We start from the raw sequence: 20,499 nt of genomic DNA, 5'->3' as shown, positions 1-20,499 counted from the left end.
TGTGTTTGTAGGTTAGGTAGGAAACGACGTCTAGTCGCGTTTCTCGCGTGTGAACGGTGATTACCAACCGCAGGACGCTTACCTGTAACTTGACATACTTTAGACATGTCTATATATCTCCAATAACTTCGCTCGAGCTTAATTTTCCCCTAGGCTATGTACTTTGTGCCCCAGGGATAAATCGAAGGGCGCTCTTTATACAGCTTATACAGGCAAAGATCAAGTGATTGATCTAATCCAATCAGCTCATGTGTAAATTTGATAGCGGCTAATTATAAAGATCGAATGCCCTTAGGGAAAGTAAAAACTGCATTTAAATTAAACTAATTTGCAAATAAGTACTAAACCGCTCATTTTTAACACGCTTAGTGATTTGAATGCACTTAAATCAAGCCTCGTTCTGCGAAGGAAACGCAATTATCTCCCCCAACAATGATGTGATCCAAAATATTTATATCGACTAATTGCAAAGCTTGCTGCAATTTAGTGGTAATTAATTTGTCAGCTTGGCTAGGTTCGGCAATACCGGATGGATGATTATGAGCCAAAATCAGCGCTGCTGCGTTATTTTTTAAGGCCGCTTTGACAACTTCTCTTGGGTAAACAGATGCGGCGTTAATTGTGCCATAAAAAAGCGTTTCTTCTTTAATTAATCTGTTCTGACTATCTAAATACAACACCATAAAGATTTCTTGCTGTAAGCCACGCAGCTCAAGCGTTAAATAGTCATACACCGATTGTGGTGAATTAAATACCGCTTCGCGCTGACACTGCTCCATCATATAGCGACGACTCAACTCCAGCACAGCCTGTAATTGCACAAACTTCGCAGTCCCCAGGCCTTTTTGTGCGCAAAAATCTTCGATTGAGGCATTAAATAAGTTATGCAGGGTTTGATTTTGTGTCATTAAATGTTGTGCCAACTCCACTACATTCATACCAGGTAAACCCGTTCGTAAAAAAATAGCCAATAACTCGGCATCACTTAACGACTTAGCCCCTTTGGCTAATAACTTTTCACGTGGCCGTTGATTACTGGGTAAAGAGGTAAGTTGCATTATTTCGTCCCTGAAAAGTAGTATTATGATTTAACTGTAATGCAAAAAAAAATTTTCGCCTGTTTAACTAGTAATAAAATTCCCTATTAAACCTTCGTCCATAGCACAAAGATTTGCTATCGTTAGCACATATCGACAAAGAGTTTCAGCAGAGTATGACAAAGTTAATGACCAATTTACCGACAGCACGAGCAAATAAAAAAATTGTACTGGGGATCAGCGGTGGTATTGCCGCTTACAAATGTGCCGAACTAGTTAGGCGTTTAAAAGATCATGGTTGTGATGTCAAAGTCGTCATGACCGAATCAGCCAAACACTTTATCACACCACTTACCATGCAAGCAGTCAGTGGTGAAATAGTGTCAGACTCTTTGCTCGATCCCTCTGCTGAAGCCGCAATGGGCCATATTGAATTCGCAAAATGGGCTGATTTAATTTTAGTTGCACCAGCTACCAGTAATATCATTGCTAAAATGGCCGCTGGCATTGCCGACGATTTACTCACCACTTTATTGCTGGCAACCCCCGCAAAAGTAGCCGTAGCGCCAGCGATGAATCAACAAATGTATGCCCACCCAGCCACGCAAGCGAATCTTATGACTTTAGAACAGCGCGGCATTGCAATTTGGGGGCCAGGCAAAGGTGAGCAGGCCTGTGGTGATATAGGTGCAGGACGCATGCTTGAACCCCATGAACTTGTTAGTTTATGCACACAGCCTGCGCAGCCACAAATACTGGCAGGTAAAACCATTACAATCACCGCAGGTCCGACCCGTGAAGCGCTCGATCCAGTGCGCTTTATATCGAATCACAGCTCAGGAAAAATGGGCTATGCATTAACACACGCAGCCTTACTATTAGGTGCTAAGGTTAATTTAATTTCAGGCCCAGTGACAATCGCCGCACCGGCTGGTGCTAACCTGATTAAAATAGAAAGTGCTGAACAATTACTTGAACAAGCGCTTATTTTTGCCCCTCAATCAGACGCATTTATTGGCTGTGCGGCGGTTGCCGATTATCGCGCAGCTGCGGTTGCCGAGCAAAAAATGAAAAAACAAGGAGACGAACTGACTGTTACATTAGTGAAAAATCCTGATGTGATTGCTGCCGTTGCCAACCTAACGGATGGCCGCCCTTATACCGTGGGTTTTGCTGCTGAAACGCAAAATGTTGCAAGTTATGCAAAAGGAAAATTGACCAATAAAAACTTAGATATGATCTGTGCTAATGACGTATCACAAAGTGGCCTTGGCTTTAATTCAGATCATAATGCTTTAACATTATTCTGGCACAATGAGCAAAAAGAATTAACTATCGATACCAAAAGCGCATTAGCACTGAGTGTAATGACAGAGCTTGCGAAACGGTTGTAAAAAGGCTGGCAAGAAGCTGAATAAAACATTAACATAGCCTTAATCGCTTGTTCAAAAAGTGAGTGGTATTCAACCACAAAAGCTAAGTAAATTATTATAAAAGAAAGGAATGTTCATGCCTGCGACAAAAAGAAGTAATCGCAAAGAGCAAATACTACAAGCACTCGCACAGATGTTAGAAACCAGCCCAGGTCAACGTATCACAACAGCAAAACTAGCTGCTGAAGTAGGTGTATCTGAAGCAGCTCTATATCGTCATTTTCCGAGTAAAGCACGGATGTTTGAAGGCTTAATTGAGTTTATTGAAGACACGTTACTTTCGCGTATTAACTTAATTCTTGAAAATGAAAAAGAGACGCAAAGCCGTGTCTATAATATTTTATTGTTACTGTTGGCCTTCGCTGAAAAAAACCCCGGTATCACCCGCATTTTAACCGGTGACGCACTGCAAGGTGAGCAAGAACGGTTACGTGAGCGTGTACAAGGTTTGTTTGAAAAGCTTGAAACTCAGCTAAAACAAGTACTACGTGAACGAAAACTGCGCGAAGGCAAAACCTTTCAAAGTGATGAGCTAACTATAGCCAACTTTTTACTTGCCTATATCGAAGGCAAAATGAATCAATTCGTACGCAGTGACTTTAAAGCTAAGCCTAGCGCGCAATTTGAAAAACAATGGCTAGAGCTACAGAAGATTTGGCTTTAGCTCCTAAAATAAGCAACCTTGCGAATTTCCTCGCAAGGTTTTTTTATTCGTTCAACCGTGATTTTCGACCGCTTATCGTTTCTACTCGAATTGTTTAACAAACCCGTTATGATGGGGGTGATGAAACAACAAGAGAATCAAGAATGAAAGCCCAACTTTCCCTACTAAGCATTGCCCTCGTTGCAAGCCTAAGTAGCGCAGCCACCCACGCAAAAGATGCGCTACAATTTAACAATGTATTCGGTTTTAAAACCGCTAAAACAACACAATTATCTGAAAACGGTGAAATACTCAGCTTTAGTGCCACCCCATATCGCGGCGATGCAACAGGCCAAGTTTATACTTTAAACAATAATAAATTACTCGCCGAAATTGAGCGCGGCACTCAACCTACAATCAATAAAGCAGCCAACTGGGTCGCCTTTACCCAAGTCCCTACTTTGCTTGAAAAAGAAACCACAAAAAAGCAAGACAGCTTAAAAAACAATCTGGTTTTGGTTAATACCATCACTGGCGAACAACAGGTTTTTGAGAACGTTAAAGACTATCAACTCGCTGATGACGGTAACTGGTTAGCTTATCGTTTAGATAAAAAAACGGCTAAAGACGCTGATAGTGACGACATCGATGACGCTAAAAGTGCAGATAAAGCCAGTGAAATCAAACCAGACAAAAAAGACAAAGCATTTGACTTAGTTGTTGTAAATTTAAAAGATAAAACAACTGATACAATAAATAGCGTGTTTAGTTACGCTATTAATGCATCTGGCAGCGAGCTGCTTATCAGCCAAAGCTACCCTGACGGTAACGATAACCAAGTTGCGTTAATTACATTAAATAATAGCTTGGCTACGAGTGTATTAATTGATGAGCCAGGCGTTGTAGCAAATAAAATAGCCTGGCATCCAACTAAGAATATTGCCGCATTCACACTCGGCAATTATGTAAATGACGATATGCGCCGTCGCGATCACCAGCTAAAACTGTGGCAAAACGAACAGCTCACAGATATAGTTTCCCCTAAAAAAGATTGGACTATCGGTAAAACGGCAAAACTACGCTGGTCTGAAGACGGTGAGCGCTTGTACTTTGAAAATCACCCTAAGTTAGCAGCAAAAATTACAGAAAAGAAATACACAGATCAAGCCTCGCTATTTGACTACGATACGATACGCGCACAAAAGGGCCTTAATGTTTGGCATAACAACGATGCTGAAATAAAACCCCGCGAAGAACAACAATGGAACGAGAACAATAAAAATCGTCATTATCAGGCGGTTTACCACCTTAATGGCAAACAAGTCGCACAACTAAGTACGGTTGATATGCCGAGCGTGGCACTGAATACCAATCGCACGGCATTACTTGGTTCCTCCGATTTACCTTATTTAGAGCGCGTAATGTACGGTGGTTTTTTTGCCGACTATTATGCTGTGAATGTTCAAAATGGTGAGCGCAAAGCAATTATCAGTGACTACCCATTTAAACCTAGCCTATCACCCAGTGGACAATACGCTACTTACTTTGAAAATAGCCAAGTGCAACTTAAAGATTTAGGTAGCAATAAAGTAAGCACCCTAACAAAAGCAATTCAAGCAACGTTCGCCGATGATCAACACGATTACCCATCAGCTCAACCAGGTTATGGTGTTGCAGGTTGGTTAGCTGATAGCAGTCAAGTCTTGGTGTATAGCAAATACGATATCTGGGCGTTTGACGTTAACAACCTTAAAGCCACACGCCTTACACAAGGCAAAGAAAACAACACGCAATATCGAGTTATCAAACTTGATGAAGAGCAAGTTGGCTTTAAACAAGATGAAATTTTGCTACTTAGCGCGACAAACTTACAGCAAAAGCAAACTGAAATCGCAAAACTTAACCTTGTAGATAACTCTGTCAGCAAAGTATTAAGCGGTAAAAAACGCTTTGATGTAGTGAAAAAAGCCAAACATGCCGACAAATATTTATTTACCGAGCAAACGTATCAGCAATTCCCTGATTTTTATCAAAGCGACTTTAGCTTTAATAAGCCACAACGCGTTACTAACTTAAACCCACAAGTGAATGATTTTGCCTGGGGCCAACAGCCTGAACTTATTAGCTATAAAGGCTTTGATGGGGAAGACTTACAAGGGGTGTTAATTAAACCTGCGAGCTATAAAAAAGGCGATAAAGTGCCGGTAGTTGTGTATTTCTACCGCTATATGAGCCAGCGCATGTTTGATTTCCCTGCGATGGAATTAAATCACCGCCCTAACTTCCCAATGTTTACCTCAAACGGCTATGCGATTTTCTTACCTGATATTCGTTTTGAAATAGGTCATCCAGGTAAATCATCAACGCAAACCATGATCAACGCCACCCAAAAGCTGATTGATTTAGGGATTGCCGACCCTGATAAAATTGGCTTACAAGGGCATTCATGGGCGGGTTATCAAAGTGCCTTTATGATCACTCAGACCGATATGTTTAAAGCCGTGGTATCGGGTGCGCCAGTGTCAAACATGACCAGCGCCTATAGCGGTATTCGTTTAAAATCAGGGCTAGCGCGTCAGTTCCAATATGAAACTGGGCAAAGCCGTATCGGTAAAACTTTATTTGAAGCGCCGGAGCTTTACATCGAAAACTCACCGGTATTTTTTGCCGATAAAGTCAATACACCAATCTTAATTATGTTTGGTGATAAAGATGACGCTGTGCCATGGCACGAAGGTGTGCAGTATTATTTAGCGCTGCGCCGTGCCGGTAAAGATGCCACATTCTTGCAGTATGAAGGTGAACCACACCACTTAAAAAAATTCCCTAACCAAGTGGATTTTTCCATTCGGATGATGCAGTACTTTGATCACTACTTAAAAGGCAAACCAGCCGCGAAATGGATGACCGAAGGTGAAGCGTTTATTGAAGAGTAACTTTCATGACTAAAGCACCACCTACAAGATAACTCAATCTTGTAGGTGGTGCTTTAGTACCGAAGGGCTATGCCATAAACTCATGGCTAAAGCCATTTCCTACAGGTTACCTAGCCTGCTGACGATTACCGCCAACCTTAGGCTTGGTATTGGCTTTTTTAAACTGGCTAAAGCCGGTGTGACGGCTAAGCGCTGGACGCCCACCCTTACCGGCTTTAAGCGATTTTTCGTCACGGGTTTCTTCTGGCACTAAACAGTTAGGCCCTTTACCAATCAACTTTGCTTTACCCATACTGCGCAGTGCTTCACGGATCATCGGCCAGCCTGCAGGATCGTGATAACGCAATATCGCTTTATGTAAACGACGTTGACGCGCGCCTTTAGGCACCGGTACTTGCTCGGTATTATTTTTAATATTACGCAGCGAGTTCATCCCAGTGTGATAAATCGTGGTGGCATTAGCCATTGGTGACGGATAAAAATTTTGCACTTGATCTAGTTTAAAATCGTTCGACTTTAACCACAACGCCATGTTCACCATGTCTTCGTCTTTAGTGCCAGGATGCGCAGAAATAAAATACGGGATCAGGTACTGCTTTTTCCCCGCTTCTTTTGAGTATTTATCAAAAAGCTCTTTAAACTGATCATATGCGCCCATGCCTGGTTTCATCATTTTCGATAATGGCCCGTCTTCGGTATGCTCAGGCGCAATCTTTAAATAACCACCCACATGATGGGTTACCAGTTCTTTGACGTAACGAGGATCTTGTACCGCTAAATCGTAACGTACGCCTGAAGCTATTAGGATTTTTTTCACCCCTTTAACTTCACGGGCCTTTTTATATAACTCGATTGTTGGCGTATGGTCGGTATCCATATGCTTACAAATATCTGGATACACACACGATAAACGTCGGCAGGTACTTTCGGCTTTTTTGCTCTTACAGCGCAGTTTGTACATGTTTGCTGTTGGCCCCCCAAGGTCTGAAATAACCCCTGTAAATCCAGGCACTTTGTCACGAATTTGTTCAATTTCTTCAATAATCGATTCTTGTGAACGGCTTTGAATGATCCGCCCTTCATGCTCAGTGATTGAACAGAAACTACAGCCCCCAAAACAACCTCGCATAATATTAACTGAGGTTTTGATCATGTCGTAAGCGGGAATTTTTGCAGTACCATAACTTGGATGCGGAACACGCTGATAAGGCAATCCAAACACCGCATCCATTTCATGAGTTTCAAGCGGATACGCAGGTGGGTTCACCCAAATAGAGCGATCGCCGTGACGCTGGAATAACGCACGCGCACAACCAGGATTGGTTTCTTGATGTAAAATACGTGATGCATGGGCATACAGTGGCTTGTTAACACTGACTTGTTCAAACGCAGGCAGCTTAACGTAGGTTTTTTCCCACGGTTTAGGACGCGCTGGTTGAATAGTAATTGGTTTAGCGGCTTCGGCTTGTAAATCAATACCCGCTTTTTTAAATTCGCTTTTGCCACAACCTACGTCATCGGCACCGTACGGATTAGGAATTGGGTCTATTTTGCCAATTTTATCGATTGCTGTGGAATCACTGCCACGCCAGCCAGGTAATGGCTCTTTACGAATAACCGCCGTACCGCGAATATCCTGAATGGTATCCATCGTCTCACCACCAGCAATACGATGCGCGACTTCAACAAGTGGACGCTCAGCATTACCGTAGATAAGAATATCGGCTTTGGCATCAAATAAGATACTGCGGCGAACTTTTTCTTGCCAATAATCATAATGGGCAATTCGGCGTAGGCTGGCTTCAATACCACCTATCACAATTGGCACGCCTTTATAGGCTTCGCGGCATTTTTGTGAATAAATCATCACCGCGCGATCTGGGCGTTTACCGCCGATATTACCTGGGGTGTAGGCATCATCATGGCGCATACGCTTTTCAGCCGTATAACGGTTGATCATCGAGTCCATGTTACCAGCGGTAACACCAAAGAATAAATTGGGCTTGCCAAGTGCCATAAAGGCATCTTTTGATTGCCAATCAGGCTGTGCAATAATACCGACTCGAAAGCCTTGTGCTTCAAGTACGCGGCCTATTACTGCCATACCAAAACTAGGATGGTCAACATACGCATCGCCACTAATTATGATTATATCGCAGCTATCCCAGCCAAGGGCATCCATCTCTTCGCGTGTCGTTGGTAAAAATGGCGCGGTGCCGTAACACTCAGCCCAATATTTAGGGTATGAGAATAACGCTCGCTTGGCTTTAAGTGCGCTCATAAAAAAGTAACCAATTGCTTTAAAAAAGGTCGCAAAGTATACCCGAATTAATCTTCAAGCGATATTAGCTATTTACGCAGGCAGCCAACAGATTGCAACAATCGTATTATTTTTTACTTTCAATATACTGAATAAGCTCAACTTCTGGCATTGGTTTAGCGTACATAAACCCTTGCACTTCATCGCAACCTAATTGTTTAAGAAAATCGGCTTGCGCTTGTGTTTCAACGCCTTCAGCAATGGTTTTTAATCCGAGCTGCGCGCCAAGCGCTATAACCAGCTTAGCAATTGCACCGCTGTCTTTTGCGGGTAAGTCTTTAACAAATGCACGATCTATCTTCAACCTATCCAACGGTAACTTTTGCAAATAACTGAGTGATGAAAAACCAGTACCAAAATCATCTATCGCCACTTCAATACCAAACTCTTTTAGATCTTGCAGTGTTTCAATAACCATCGAAAGCTCATCCATCACCACACTTTCGGTGACTTCTAACTCAATATTTTTTGGGGTCACCTGATATTTTCGCAAAGTATCTTTGACTTGTTGTGCGTAGCCTTTCACTTTAAATTGCGGCACCGACACATTCACCGCAATACAAATTTCAACACCTTGAGCTTCAAGACGCTTTTGCTGCTGGCAAGCCTGCTCCAATACCCATTGACCAATCTCCACAATTAGCCCGGCATCTTCAGCAAGTGGTACAAAAATCGCGGGGGAAATATAATTACCATTACCCGAAGGCCAACGCAGTAATGCTTCGCAGCCTTTTAACGACAAATCACTAAACGCCAACTGCGGTTGATACCATACTTCCAATTTATTATTTTCAAAATCCTGGCGAAGCTGACGAATAATGCCTAATCGCCAAGCCATTTGCTCTTCCATATCAGGAGTGTAGCAAACCGTATTACCCTGATTACCTTTTTTAGCGTGATTCAGTGCGATATAGGCAAGCTTAAGTGTTTCAATACCAGTGGCTTGAAAGTCCTGTTGTTCACACAAACCAATTTTAAAATTAACTGGTAGCAAATGCTCTGCTGCAGCAAACGGCAGGCTTAAATTTTCATTTAACTCGTTTAAATCAAAGCCAGCGCGCTCAATTAAAAAACCAAATACATCCGCACCAATCCGTGACAGTAATTTAGCACTTGGGTATTCTTGCTTGAGTCGTTCAACAATTGCAATAAGTAAGTGGTTACCCACTTCTTGACCTAAGCCATTATTGATATCTGAAAAGTGTGCAACATCAATTAGAATAAATACATACTCATTACTATTTAACCGATGATACTTTTCAACCTGTTGAATAAAATCAGTCCTATTGGCAAGACCTGTTAACACATCTTTATAGGCGGCATCTCTGAGTTTATTAAAAAGCCTAACATTATCTAATCCCACACTGACATTGGTTAAGAATATTTCAGCAAATTGCAGCTGTGTTAAACTTGGTTGACTAACATATTCTAAGTAAATAGCGGCTTGGCGGTTTTTACTTTTCAATAAAAACGTAGTGTCGTGCTCGGTGTGTTGATGCTCGCCAAATGCAAAGCAATTTTGCACTTGGAGAATAATTCGTCCATCATCTAGCTGCTCAACACCTTGACCGATAAAAGCACTAAACTCCGCGCACCCACCTAACACTTGAACTTGGTTATTGTCACCTAAGCTGCCACACACTACACCTCTGGGTGCACAATCTAAAATCACCGAGAGTTGCTTAATCACTGCCATAGTGAATGCTTTAATATCGGTAAAACCTAAAATAGCTTTTGAGGCTAATAAGATATTATTTAACGCTTTGCTTTGGTATTCAAGTTGGCAAACTTGCTCGTATGAGCGAATAGCTGTAACTAACGAGGTTACTAACTTACTGCGGGTGAGTTCGGTTTTAGTTTTATAATCGTTAATATCATATTCGCGAATAACTTTTTCTTCAGGGGCGTAACCGGGTTGGCCAGTACGTAAAATGATACGCACATTATGGTTTTGCAACGTATCGCGCACTTCTTTAACGACTTTTAGGCCTGCATCATCAGATTCCATGACCACATCTAACAGTAATACCGACACATTATTAGTGTTAGCTAATACCTCAACAGCCTCAACGCCAGAATAAGCATGATGAAAGCGCAGTGTTTTACCCCAAAACTCAACACCTGATAAGGCGAGTTCTGTTACTGTGTGAATTTCAGGATCGTCATCAACAATTAAAATGTCCCAATAACCCGCAGGCACAACTTCAGCATCAAGCTCTTCTTCATGATTGAAAAACAAAAAATCATTGTGTTCTGACGTCATTCCAAATCCTTTAAATTCAAATATTACGCGCCATCATTTAATATTAAGACAATTCAACTCTTGACTAATAAGTTATCACTATTTAGCTTATGATACAGTACTAATGTTGATAATTAATGAAGCTTGATTGACAGATTATAGTCGATATTCAATGCCTCGTTGTGCAACAGTGGAATTTATCATCTAAGGAATAGCCATTAAGATTTTACCCAGAGTTACTAAATTTATTTTTCTTATTACTTTGATTCTTTTAGTAATTGGGCTGCTATTGCCGCAGCAATACCAAGTTCAAAAAAGCATTACAATACATGCTCCGCAAACAAACATAACTCCCTTGCTCAGTGACTTTACAAAATGGCCCAGCTGGTCACCGTGGCAAAAAGTAGATCCGAGTATTGTTTTCACCCTTGGAGAGCCAAGCTCTGGCGTTGGTGCACACCAGTTTTGGCAAAGTAGCTGGGGGTTTGGTGAAATGACCATTACCAATATAAGCCACGCTAAAATTGATTTTAATATTTTATTTAATGAAGAGCATATTGTTGCCGGCGAGGTTGTTTTTTCACCACAAGCGAGTGACAACTTAGTGACATGTACATTATACGGTGAGGTTACTACTCCCATTCTTGGCGGTTATTTAGCGCTTTTTAGTCAATATATTTTACAAAACACCCTAAGACTTGGACTTAATAACTTAAAAACAACTGCACAACTACAAACAATACCCCAGAGCGAGAAAGTTGATGACGATTCAAACAGCCCAAGCCAAGATTAACCTCGCTCATATTATTGAAGCTAAGCTCGGTTACTCTATGAGTAAAATCCGCTCAACTCGTCTTACCGCTGCCAGTGACGATAGCTATGGTCCACAAGGACAAAGCAAATTGCCCTATCAAGTAAATAGTGATAACTCAACACTCGCTAGAGCGCAACATCGCCAACAATTACTACTAGTAAAACAACAGCAAAATATTGAAGCAATTATGGCCATGGCAATGGATTTTTGTCCTGACGTAACCAGTAATGGCCAACCAGACAGTGATTGGGTTGAGCGCTTTATCGCACTGTGTGAAGACACCTCTAATGAATCAATGCAAAAACTGTGGGCAAAAATTTTAACCGGAGAAACCGTATCCCCCGGCACATTTTCAATTAAAAGCTTACAAACGCTAAAACAAATGACCCAGCGCGAAGCCGATGCTCTGCAAAAGTGTACGGCAATCTGTGGTTATAATGAAAAAGATCACAGTCATTTAATTTTATTAGGCTTTTATAAAAAACCCTCATTATTTGATTTGCTTCGCAAAGGCAACAAAGTGTCGTTCAATTTAGGTAAAGCCGGGCTCAGTTTTCCAGATGTATTAACCTTGATGGATATTGGCCTGATCTACCGTAAAGAAATTGAATCTGCGGCGCTTAAAGCTGGCCAAGAAATAAACCTAACATTTTTAACCCAACGGGTCGCACTTAAGCCAAAAAGTAACGATTTAGTACTGAGTTATTATAAATTTACGCAAACAGGTGATGAATTACGAAAATTAATCAACACGCCCATAAATAAGGCCTATAAGCAATTATTAAGCAGTGCGCTTGAGGAAGAGTTTGAAGTAACGTGGCACACAATTAAATAGCTGTGCCACGTAAAAGCAAACAAATTAGAAGTGAATTTGTACGCCTGCAAATGGACCGGATGCATCGATATCAGTGTATAAATCATCAATATCGTCAAGTTCAAGTGTCATTTGACGGTAGCCCGCTTTGATATCTAAATCAATTGCTAAGTTATCAAGTAAAGCCCATGCAATACCCGCTTGGTAGTCTTGCACTTTGCTATCATCAATCGCTAATAAGCTGCCTTCAAAAAATACGCTTAAACCCGTTAACGGTAAGCCCACTTCAGCGCGGCCATAAACTAGCGGCACAAGGCCTGAAAAATCAACTGTCTCTGTCGTTGCTAAGCCATTTGAAGTACCACTTACGATAATATCGCCATCAAACTGCTTTGCATTAACCCCTAAATCGATAGACACTAAGTCATTATCGAAAATTTCATAGTAAAGAATATAATCAACATGAGATAAGTCAGTGATCGTAGTTGCAGGCGTATTGGTAGTAAACGTTGTATCACCAAATACAAAGCTTTCATCTAACAAGGTTGAGCCATTTAGTTCAAGCTCGGTGTACTTTAATTTAATATTTGGTACAAGAGGAATTGGATGCTCAAGGGCCGCGTAGTAGCTAGTAAAAGTTTCATCTTCAAAATTAAAATTTTGCATTTCGCCTCGATCAGCAAAACTACCTGAGTTATCAGATTGCCAGCCATCAACACCAATATATAAGCCTAATAAAGTGTCAGCGTGTGCCGCTGGGGCTAAACATGCCATCGAAAGGGCGGCAGCTAAACAGTACTTTTTCATGTTTTATCCTTGCGCTAAAAGTTCGCTAAGTTCAATAAGAGCCGCGTTGGCTCTTGAGATATAATTTGCCATTACTAATGAATGATTCGCAACAAAACCAAAGCCATTACCATTTAGAATAATTGGGCTCCATACAGTTTCTTGCGTGGCCTCAAGCTCACGTATAATTTGCTGTAAGCTTACTCGCGCATTCTTTTTCTCTAATACATCTGCAAAATCATATTCTACCGCTTGCAAAAAATGTAATAAAGCCCAAGTTGCGCCACGTGATTCATAAAAAACATCATCAATTTCCCACCAAGAGGTTTTCACTTGGTTTTGTAATGGTGCATAGGTGGCTTGGTGCGCTTCCTTATCACCAGCTAAATCTGTATTTAAACGCTCTTGACCAACACTGGCACTTAAGCGCTGACTTAAACTACCTAAGCGTTTTTCAGCTTCTTTTAACCACCCACGCAAATTATCAGCACGTGCATAAAACTGACTCTCGCGGTCGTTTTGATCGGCTATTTGCGTACGGTAAACAATTAAATAATCGATACCTTTTTGATATTCACTTTCTGCACTAGGCCACGCCCATGCTTCTGAGCTGATATTAAATTGCGGTTGCGCCTTTTTTAACGCTTCGTGTTCAGTTGACTGTGACTGTGAACGGCTAAAATCTTTACGCATTGATAGCGCCAAATCGCGGGTCATTTCAAGTGCACCATATTCCCATGCAGGCATATTGTCCATCAACACGCTTGGCGGCATCATATCGTTAGATAAATAACCTCCGGGTTTATTTAATAAGGTAGTCGCAACGTTGATTAATGCTGACGTGGTTGTATAACCGGTAACGAATTTTTCTCCGCGAATTTGTGCATCCTGTTTCGCTTGATTGATCACATTTACGCGGCTAGGTTCAATACTCCAATAAACAGATATGGCATAAAAAATAACAAAGACTAATAGTAGCCCTGTAATAATCTTCCCTTTATGTTGTGACATTTAACCTCCTAGTGATGTGTATGATGCTGCTGAGATTGTGGTGCTTCTGCTATTTGGCTTTCTAATGAAACCACCGAAGCTTGAGTAAACACCCGATCGCCATTGCTAAAATATAGCGTGAGTTTAAGTTCTTGCCCTATTTTTAATGGCTCTTTTGGCTCAAATACCATTAAGTGATAACCACCTGGCTTAAAATCGAGTTGTTGATGAGCCTTGATCTGTAGCGTATCTACTTTTTGCATTTTCATCATGCCATTAACATGCTGATGTTCATGGATCTCAACACGCCCTAAGCTCTCAACCGTTACCTTGGTTAGTTCGATAGCTGTGTCGCCGTGGTTTACCAGTGTTAAGTAACCAGCGCTGGATTTACTCCCCGGTAGAAAGTCTCTTATTTGAGCATTGTTAACAACAATTTCGTTAACCGTATCATGTTGGTGATCTGCATGAGCTAATAACGCAGAAGAATAAAGACCCATAGCTAAAATAGCAGGCGTGAGCATAGTAAGTAATGACTTAAACGACATTTCGATCCTTGTTATATTTAATCACTTTAAGTGCTAAATTTAGCATATTTGCGAAAAAATAGTCAGCTAAATTAATATCGAAGGTAATTTCAGTGGCTCAAATTAAGCCACTTTATGATTATCAGTAACAAGCCAGCATAAGCAAACGATCAGTAATAATGGCCAAGCAATCATTAAAGAGCCAAAAAGCAAGGCTAACATCACACCAACCCCAACAATAAGACCCGCTCCAAGCACGCCAATGCTGACCAGTGCTATTACCGCTATAACCACGATCACCGCCACTAATGCACCAAATAATTCAATGCCAACCCAACTTAGGTCTGCAATCCATAGAGGTAATTGCCATGAATCAAATCGCACCACCTCAAATGGATTAAATGCTATGCACAACACTACCAATAAGCAAAACGCAATAATTTTCATGGCTCTTCCCTAGTACGCTTTATTGTCTAAACAACAATGAGCAATTAAGTAACCTGCACCGATAAAGACAGGAAACTGGATAAAAAGTACAATCGTTGCAAGCCTAGTCGCCCAGATAGGAAAATCGAACCGGCGCGCTAAGCCACTACATACACCCGATATTTTTTTATTTAACGGATCTTTACTCCAACGAGTATGGTTATACGTGTTCATTGTCATTACTCCTAGGCGGTCTGTTTCAATTTAGCTTTAAGCTCTGCAAGCTCATTCTCTAACGCTTCATCTTTTACTAATGCGTCTATTTGCTCTGCAGTTGAATGCTGCTTCGCTGTTACATCATAAGCCTCAACCTGCGCTTCTATTGATTCCACGCGTCGCTCAATGACATCAAAGCGAGAAAGTGCGTGCGCGACTTTATCGCTATTCAATTGTTGATTAACACGCACCCGTGCATTCAATACATGGTGAATCTGCGCTAGGCTTTGCTGCTTAGCTTTAGCCGCACTAAGTTTGTCTTGCAAACGCTGTGCGTCATCACGTAACTTAGCTAATGAATCAGACAATTTAACTAGCTCTGGTGTAATCGCAGCCAAATCACTTACGACACGTTGCTTTTCTTTCAAGGCTGCGCACGCTAAATCATCACGCCCTTTACTTACTGCAAGCTCAGCTTTTGTTTGCCATTGCGCTATCGACGCTTTTTTATCAGCTTGCTGGCGCTGTAATGCTTTTTCTTCACAGAGAATAGTCGCAGCTGTAGTGCGGCATTCATCTAATGCTTGCTGCATTTCGTGAATTAATAAGTTAAGTAGTTTTTCTGGATCTTCTGCTTTATCTAATACCGCAACGAGGTTTGATTGAATTAGATCATTAACGCGATTAATTAAGCCCATGATTTTCTCCTGTTGATTATGGGTGATTACAACAAAGAGATTCCAAGACTTGTGCCAAGTAACGAAAATAAAAATTTAAACAATAAAAAACAAAAGGATAAGATTAAAAAACAAAAATTAAGCTGACTTTAAAATGAATGTAGATAAGTTAATTTGACTAAAAAAATGCTTTTTTAACCATTATTTAGGTTCAAAAAAAGCCACTAAAAAGTGGCTTTTCATATTTAAATGATATGTTTATTCAGGCACAAAACTTAACGCTTTATCCATCACCGATAAATCGGCCTGTTTGCCATGGCCGTTTTCTGAAAGATGACGTCTATAGCCGCGTGCACCTGGTTGACCTTGAAAAATTCCCAACATATGCCGTGCAATATGCCAAAAATTGGCACCTTGGCGCATTTCATCTTCAATGTAATCATACATAGCGCGCACTACCTCATGACGAGAAAGTGTAAATGGACTATCACCATAAATTTTTTCGTCAACTTCGCTTAAAATAAACGGGTTACTGTAAGCTTCACGACCTATCATCACGCCATCGATATGCGCTAAATGTGCGAGACTATCAGCAATTGTTTTAACGCCACCATTTAAGCTCAGCTCAAGTTGTGGGTAATCTTTTTTTAATTGATACACTCTTGGGTAATCAAGCGGTGGCACTTCGCGATTTTCTTTCGGGCTTAAGCCACTGAGCCAAGCTTTACGAGCATGAATAATAAAATCGTCACAGCCAACCTTATGGCTCGCTTCGATCAGCGCACATAAAAACTCATATGAATCTTGCTCATCAATGCCAATACGTGTTTTTACCGTAATCGGGATATTAACTTCGGCTTTCATGGCAGCCACACATTCAGCTACCAATTGTGGTTCCGCCATTAAACAGGCACCAAAACGGCCATTCTGTACGCGATCAGATGGGCAACCAACATTGAGGTTCACTTCATCGTAACCACGCTCAGCCGCAAGTTTTGCACACTTTGCGAGTGCATCAGGATCAGAGCCGCCTAATTGCAAAGCAACGGGATTTTCATGCTGGTTAAAATGTAGGTAATCTCCGCGGCCAAATAAAATGGCCCCTGTTGTCACCATTTCGGTATAAAGCACCGCATGCTTAGTCATTTTACGATGAAAAGTACGGCAATGGCGATCTGTCCAATCGAGCATGGGTGCCACGGAAAAACGTCTATTCAAAGTAAAATCCTCAGGTTTATTAGTCGCTAGTATTAGCTACGTAAAAGCGCTGCATTTTACACAAATAGCTGGGCTGCTTCAATGATAAGCATTAAGCCAGTCACAACCCCCGAACAAGCGTTGTAAATGGCTCAATGAAGATTATTTAACTAAGTAATCATAGTTAACACCGCTAACTTCAACAACGGTAACTGCAAGTTCAGTGTAATTTTTAATTTTAGGATTAACTAATTTAGCCCCGACAGCTATTTTTGCAATTTTGTTAGTTTTGTCTAACTCTACAATCTGCACTGACGCTGACGTAGCAAAGTCTGCTGACTGAGTATAATACTCAGAGCCAACACTAGCACTAACGGCTAGATTTGGTTCACTGTTGGAGGTTGATTGCAGCAGAGTGCCTTTTTTCAAATCACTTTTTAAAATGGTAAAACTAAATTTAGGTGTGTTCTTCTCACCAACAAATATAGTTACTGCACTTTGTCCATTTAACTCAAAGTCATGCTCTGTAACTTCAACAACTCTTACTTTGTCGTTATCGTAACTAGGTTCTACGCAAGCTACGGCTCCAAACAGGATCAACGCAGATAAAACAATACTTTTAAGCTTCATTTCTATTCCTTAAATTAAAAAAAACTATAGTGTAAAACTAGATAACACTTAACGATATTTCAATAATTAAATCAGTGAAATATATTTAATCCCATTTACTACTTATTAAAGTGGAGCAACAGCTAAGCCAAAGTAATGCGCAATTCCGCCTAATATATTAGTAACGGCCACTGATGATAATATTAGTCCCATGATCCGACTAATGATACTAGCCCCACTATCACCAATTAATTTATGTACATGGGTTGCTAACAGTAATAAGACTAATACCACGCCAAGCACAGCAATCATCATAGAGGATGTGATTAATTGCTCAACCCAGGTGTATTCTGTGTTTCGAGTCATCAAAACAGCGCCAAGCATGGCACCAGGGCTTGCGATAGAAGGTATAGCTAAAGGAAAAATGGCCGTTTCAGTGCTATTAGGCAAACTTTTAATTTCTGATTCTGGCTTACTTTCGCCAAAAATCATCGATAATGCGAATAATAATAAAACGATACCGCCGGCAATCTGAAACGCAGATAATGGGATATTAATTGCGTTAAGTAACAACTCACCCGCAACTACAAAAAATAACAACACCAAAGCTGAAACAGCCACGGCTTTAAAAATAACTTTACGCTTAAACTTTTCATCATGGCCACGCGTAACTGCAATAAAAACAGGTACGGTACCAATTGGATCAATAACCGCAAAAAAGAAGATAAATATCGCTAATAGCTCATTCATTACTAGACATCCTAGAATAAAACTGTTGAATAAAAACGCTGCAACTACAATACAATATGTTAGTATATCACGGGTAGCGTAAGGATAAGATGAAGATGAATATAGAATCACTCGTTAGTAAAGCCAAGCAAGTGTGTGATAATCGCGGTGCGCGATTTACACCAATCCGTGAAAAAGTATTTCGCCTATTAGCGAGTGCTCAAGGCGGTGTGGGTGCTTATGATTTATTAGAGCAACTAAAACTGACTGAATCAGGGGCAAAACCAGCCACCATTTATCGTGCCTTAGACTTTTTAGCCGAACTTGGCTTTATCCACAAAATTGAAAGCACTAACGCATTTATGCTGTGTCATCATTTTGATCATATTCATCCGGTGCAACTTTTAATATGCGACAGCTGTGGTTTTGTCAAAGAACTACATTCCAGTGTCATTTCGCATGAGCTTAACAGTCTTGCTGCTGAAAGTGGATTTATCGTATCTGGACAGACTATTGAAGCCCACGGTAGATGTGGTAGTTGTAAAGAATAATTAAGTGCAGAGCTAAAATAAGTCACTACACTTTAATGTAAATTGCAGTAAAACTGCTAAATTCGAGGGATAAACAACAATGAATGTAGAGTTCATCAATCCTTTTTTATCATCTTTGTTGAATGTGCTCAGCACAATGGCGCAAACCGAATTAAAGCCGGGAAAGCCGAAAATAAAAAAAGATGAAGTTGCCTGCGGCGACGTTTCTGGATTAATTGGCATGGTAGGACCGCAAACTAAAGGCTCATTTTCGATCACCTTTGATGAGAGCCTAGCACTGACTATAATGGAAAGAATGCTTGGTGAACGCCCTGATTCAATCAATGAAGAAGTAACTGATATGGTGGGTGAAATTACCAATATGGTTACCGGCGGCGCAAAAAATTTATTAGGCGAAAAAGGCTATGATTTTGATATGGCAACACCCATAGTTGTCTCAGGTCACGGTCATACCATTACTCATAAAAGTGAAGGGGCAAAAATATTGATCCCATTCACCTCTGATGCAGGTAATGCCAATATCGAAGTTAGTTTCGATAAAATATGAGCTGGTTGCAAAAAACTATTCAGTTAAAGCCTCGTTCAAGAGGCTTTCACATTATTGACAATGAAATAATCACCCAATTACCCGAAATAGCCGATTACCAAATTGGCTTATTACATCTCTTTATTCAACACACATCTGCAAGCTTAACCATCAACGAAAATGCCGATCCTACTGTACGTATGGATATGGAAAGTCACTTCAACAAATTTGTGCCAGAATGTCAGCCTTATTATCGTCATGATTACGAGGGCGATGATGATATGCCTGCGCACATTAAGTCCAGCACCTTAGGTTGTGAACTCACCATTCCAATTAACCAAGGGCGTTTACAGCTTGGTACATGGCAAGGTATCTATTTAGGCGAACATCGTGACCATGGTGGCGCAAGACGTATTGTTGCAACGCTACAAGGGCAAGTTTAAAAAGCTATCAGCTATCAGCTATCAGGAAAAACATATTACAACTGCTGATTCAGTAAAGGTAGTCATTTAAATTGAAGTACTAAATAATTTTAGAATGTTATTTAGTAATAGCTGCTGTAAATAAGCTTGGTATGAATGTTTATTTTGAATAGATCACTTAAAGAGATTAGAGCTTCACACTAGGCTTGAACTGCTTATGACTTAGTTCGACCTTGGTATATTTTTTTGATGTTTGATGAAGATTGGAGCGGCACACGAGGCTCGAACTGCTTATGACTTAGTTCGACCTTGGCATATTTTTTTATTTTTGATGTTTTATAAAGATTGGAGCGGCACACGAGGCTCGAACTCGTGACCTCGACCTTGGCAAGGTCGCGCTCTACCAACTGAGCTAGTGCCGCATTTAAAAGTAGTCAGTAATTTGTCCGTTGGTGCGCGACGAGTCGCGGTAAACGTTCTGGCAACTGAGCTAGTGCCGCATAATATCTAGGTTCTAGGTTCTAGGTTCTAGGTTCTAGGTTCTAGGTTCTAGGTTCTAGGTTCTAGGTTCTAGGTTCTAGGTTCTAGGTTCTAGGTTCTAGGT

At 40.8% G+C, this 20,499-nt stretch carries 21 protein-coding genes and 1 tRNA gene; 8 read left to right on the top strand and 14 right to left on the bottom strand.

Annotated features, from left to right (window positions below; all coding sequences use genetic code 11):
- Together rpmB and radC are read right to left on the bottom strand one after the other, a co-directional pair.
- Positions 1-107: 50S ribosomal protein L28 (rpmB, locus tag ENH88_RS03505; protein ID WP_304179475.1), on the bottom strand; the 107-nt coding region annotated here is incomplete at its 3' end.
- A 276-nt stretch (positions 108-383) separates the two neighbouring features.
- Entirely contained in the window at positions 384-1,058 is a 675-nt protein-coding gene (gene radC / locus ENH88_RS03500; RefSeq protein WP_304179471.1) for a RadC family protein, read from the bottom strand.
- A 155-nt stretch (positions 1,059-1,213) separates the two neighbouring features.
- On the opposite strand from radC, the gene coaBC reads away from it, so the two are divergent.
- From coaBC to ENH88_RS03485, 3 genes are all read left to right on the top strand, one after another.
- Positions 1,214-2,431: a bifunctional phosphopantothenoylcysteine decarboxylase/phosphopantothenate--cysteine ligase CoaBC gene (gene coaBC, locus ENH88_RS03495; protein WP_414704783.1), complete on the top strand. Its 1,218-nt coding sequence runs from the start codon at positions 1,214-1,216 to the stop codon at positions 2,429-2,431.
- Between the two features lie 115 nt (positions 2,432-2,546).
- Positions 2,547-3,134 (top strand): nucleoid occlusion factor SlmA, encoded by a 588-nt coding sequence (gene slmA / locus ENH88_RS03490; RefSeq protein ID WP_192542381.1) that lies wholly within the window; start codon positions 2,547-2,549, stop codon positions 3,132-3,134.
- Between the two features lie 143 nt (positions 3,135-3,277).
- Complete coding sequence (locus tag ENH88_RS03485) at positions 3,278-6,049, top strand: S9 family peptidase (protein WP_304179467.1); 2,772 nt, start codon at positions 3,278-3,280, stop codon at positions 6,047-6,049.
- A gap of 106 nt (positions 6,050-6,155) precedes the next feature.
- Here the strand turns inward: ENH88_RS03485 and ENH88_RS03480 are convergent, their stop codons facing one another.
- Positions 6,156-8,330 (bottom strand): YgiQ family radical SAM protein, encoded by a 2,175-nt coding sequence (locus tag ENH88_RS03480; protein ID WP_304179464.1) that lies wholly within the window; start codon positions 8,328-8,330, stop codon positions 6,156-6,158.
- Positions 8,331-8,436: 106 nt separating this feature from the next.
- On the bottom strand, positions 8,437-10,632 hold the full coding sequence (locus ENH88_RS03475) for a bifunctional diguanylate cyclase/phosphodiesterase (RefSeq protein ID WP_304179462.1): 2,196 nt from the start codon (positions 10,630-10,632) through the stop codon (positions 8,437-8,439).
- 268 nt (positions 10,633-10,900) lie between these two features.
- Between ENH88_RS03475 and ENH88_RS03470 the strand changes: the two genes are divergently transcribed.
- Both ENH88_RS03470 and ENH88_RS03465 read left to right on the top strand, forming a co-directional pair.
- Positions 10,901-11,404, top strand: a complete 504-nt coding sequence (locus ENH88_RS03470) for an SRPBCC family protein (protein WP_414704782.1) — start codon at positions 10,901-10,903, stop codon at positions 11,402-11,404.
- The gene (locus tag ENH88_RS03465) at positions 11,373-12,260 is read left to right on the top strand and encodes a TIGR03899 family protein (RefSeq protein ID WP_304179460.1); all 888 of its coding nucleotides are present in this window, start codon (positions 11,373-11,375) and stop codon (positions 12,258-12,260) included. Before ENH88_RS03470 ends, ENH88_RS03465 begins: the two co-directional genes overlap by 32 nt.
- 24 nt (positions 12,261-12,284) lie before the next feature.
- Here the strand turns inward: ENH88_RS03465 and ENH88_RS03460 are convergent, their stop codons facing one another.
- The 9 genes from ENH88_RS03460 to ENH88_RS03420 all read right to left on the bottom strand — a co-directional run bounded on the left by ENH88_RS03460 (position 12,285) and on the right by ENH88_RS03420 (position 18,417).
- Positions 12,285-13,046 carry a TIGR04219 family outer membrane beta-barrel protein gene (locus ENH88_RS03460; RefSeq protein WP_064665397.1) on the bottom strand — a complete coding sequence of 254 codons (762 nt, stop codon included), beginning with the start codon at positions 13,044-13,046 and terminating at the stop codon, positions 12,285-12,287.
- 3 nt (positions 13,047-13,049) lie between these two features.
- The gene (locus ENH88_RS03455) at positions 13,050-14,036 is read right to left on the bottom strand and encodes a DUF2333 family protein (protein ID WP_304179458.1); all 987 of its coding nucleotides are present in this window, start codon (positions 14,034-14,036) and stop codon (positions 13,050-13,052) included.
- Between the two features lie 8 nt (positions 14,037-14,044).
- Positions 14,045-14,563 carry a copper chaperone PCu(A)C gene (locus ENH88_RS03450; protein WP_064665395.1) on the bottom strand — a complete coding sequence of 173 codons (519 nt, stop codon included), beginning with the start codon at positions 14,561-14,563 and terminating at the stop codon, positions 14,045-14,047.
- Between the two features lie 102 nt (positions 14,564-14,665).
- On the bottom strand, positions 14,666-14,989 hold the full coding sequence (locus tag ENH88_RS03445; RefSeq protein WP_304179452.1) for a hypothetical protein: 324 nt from the start codon (positions 14,987-14,989) through the stop codon (positions 14,666-14,668).
- A 9-nt stretch (positions 14,990-14,998) separates the two neighbouring features.
- Complete coding sequence (locus tag ENH88_RS03440) at positions 14,999-15,202, bottom strand: PspC domain-containing protein (protein WP_304179450.1); 204 nt, start codon at positions 15,200-15,202, stop codon at positions 14,999-15,001.
- 11 nt (positions 15,203-15,213) lie between these two features.
- Entirely contained in the window at positions 15,214-15,882 is a 669-nt protein-coding gene (locus ENH88_RS03435; protein WP_304179448.1) for a PspA/IM30 family protein, read from the bottom strand.
- Positions 15,883-16,119: 237 nt separating this feature from the next.
- Entirely contained in the window at positions 16,120-17,079 is a 960-nt protein-coding gene (gene dusA / locus ENH88_RS03430) for a tRNA dihydrouridine(20/20a) synthase DusA (RefSeq protein ID WP_304179446.1), read from the bottom strand.
- A gap of 141 nt (positions 17,080-17,220) precedes the next feature.
- Positions 17,221-17,688, bottom strand: a complete 468-nt coding sequence (locus tag ENH88_RS03425; protein ID WP_304179444.1) for a hypothetical protein — start codon at positions 17,686-17,688, stop codon at positions 17,221-17,223.
- 105 nt (positions 17,689-17,793) lie between these two features.
- The gene (locus ENH88_RS03420; protein WP_304179442.1) at positions 17,794-18,417 is read right to left on the bottom strand and encodes a MarC family protein; all 624 of its coding nucleotides are present in this window, start codon (positions 18,415-18,417) and stop codon (positions 17,794-17,796) included.
- A 95-nt stretch (positions 18,418-18,512) separates the two neighbouring features.
- Here ENH88_RS03420 and ENH88_RS03415 point away from each other — a divergent pair, with 95 nt between their 5' ends.
- From ENH88_RS03415 to ENH88_RS03405, 3 genes are all read left to right on the top strand, one after another.
- A complete protein-coding gene (locus tag ENH88_RS03415; protein WP_304179440.1) occupies positions 18,513-18,947 on the top strand; it encodes a transcriptional repressor in 435 nt (144 codons plus the stop codon).
- A 79-nt stretch (positions 18,948-19,026) separates the two neighbouring features.
- Positions 19,027-19,494, top strand: coding sequence for a chemotaxis protein CheX (locus ENH88_RS03410; protein WP_064665387.1), 468 nt, complete (start codon positions 19,027-19,029; stop codon positions 19,492-19,494).
- A complete protein-coding gene (locus tag ENH88_RS03405; protein ID WP_304179436.1) occupies positions 19,491-19,916 on the top strand; it encodes a secondary thiamine-phosphate synthase enzyme YjbQ in 426 nt (141 codons plus the stop codon). The genes ENH88_RS03410 and ENH88_RS03405 overlap by 4 nt, the downstream gene beginning before the upstream one ends.
- A 325-nt stretch (positions 19,917-20,241) precedes the next feature.
- Here ENH88_RS03405 and ENH88_RS03400 read toward each other — a convergent pair.
- Positions 20,242-20,317 (bottom strand) — tRNA-Gly (locus ENH88_RS03400).
- Between the last annotated feature and the right edge of the window lie 182 nt (positions 20,318-20,499).

Origin of the sequence: Pseudoalteromonas prydzensis, assembly GCF_011050055.1 — a bacterium.
Lineage (GTDB): Bacteria > Pseudomonadota > Gammaproteobacteria > Enterobacterales > Alteromonadaceae > Pseudoalteromonas > Pseudoalteromonas prydzensis_A.
The sequence above is the reverse complement of the archived record's forward strand: the minus strand, read 5'-3'. Positions and strand labels throughout refer to the sequence as shown.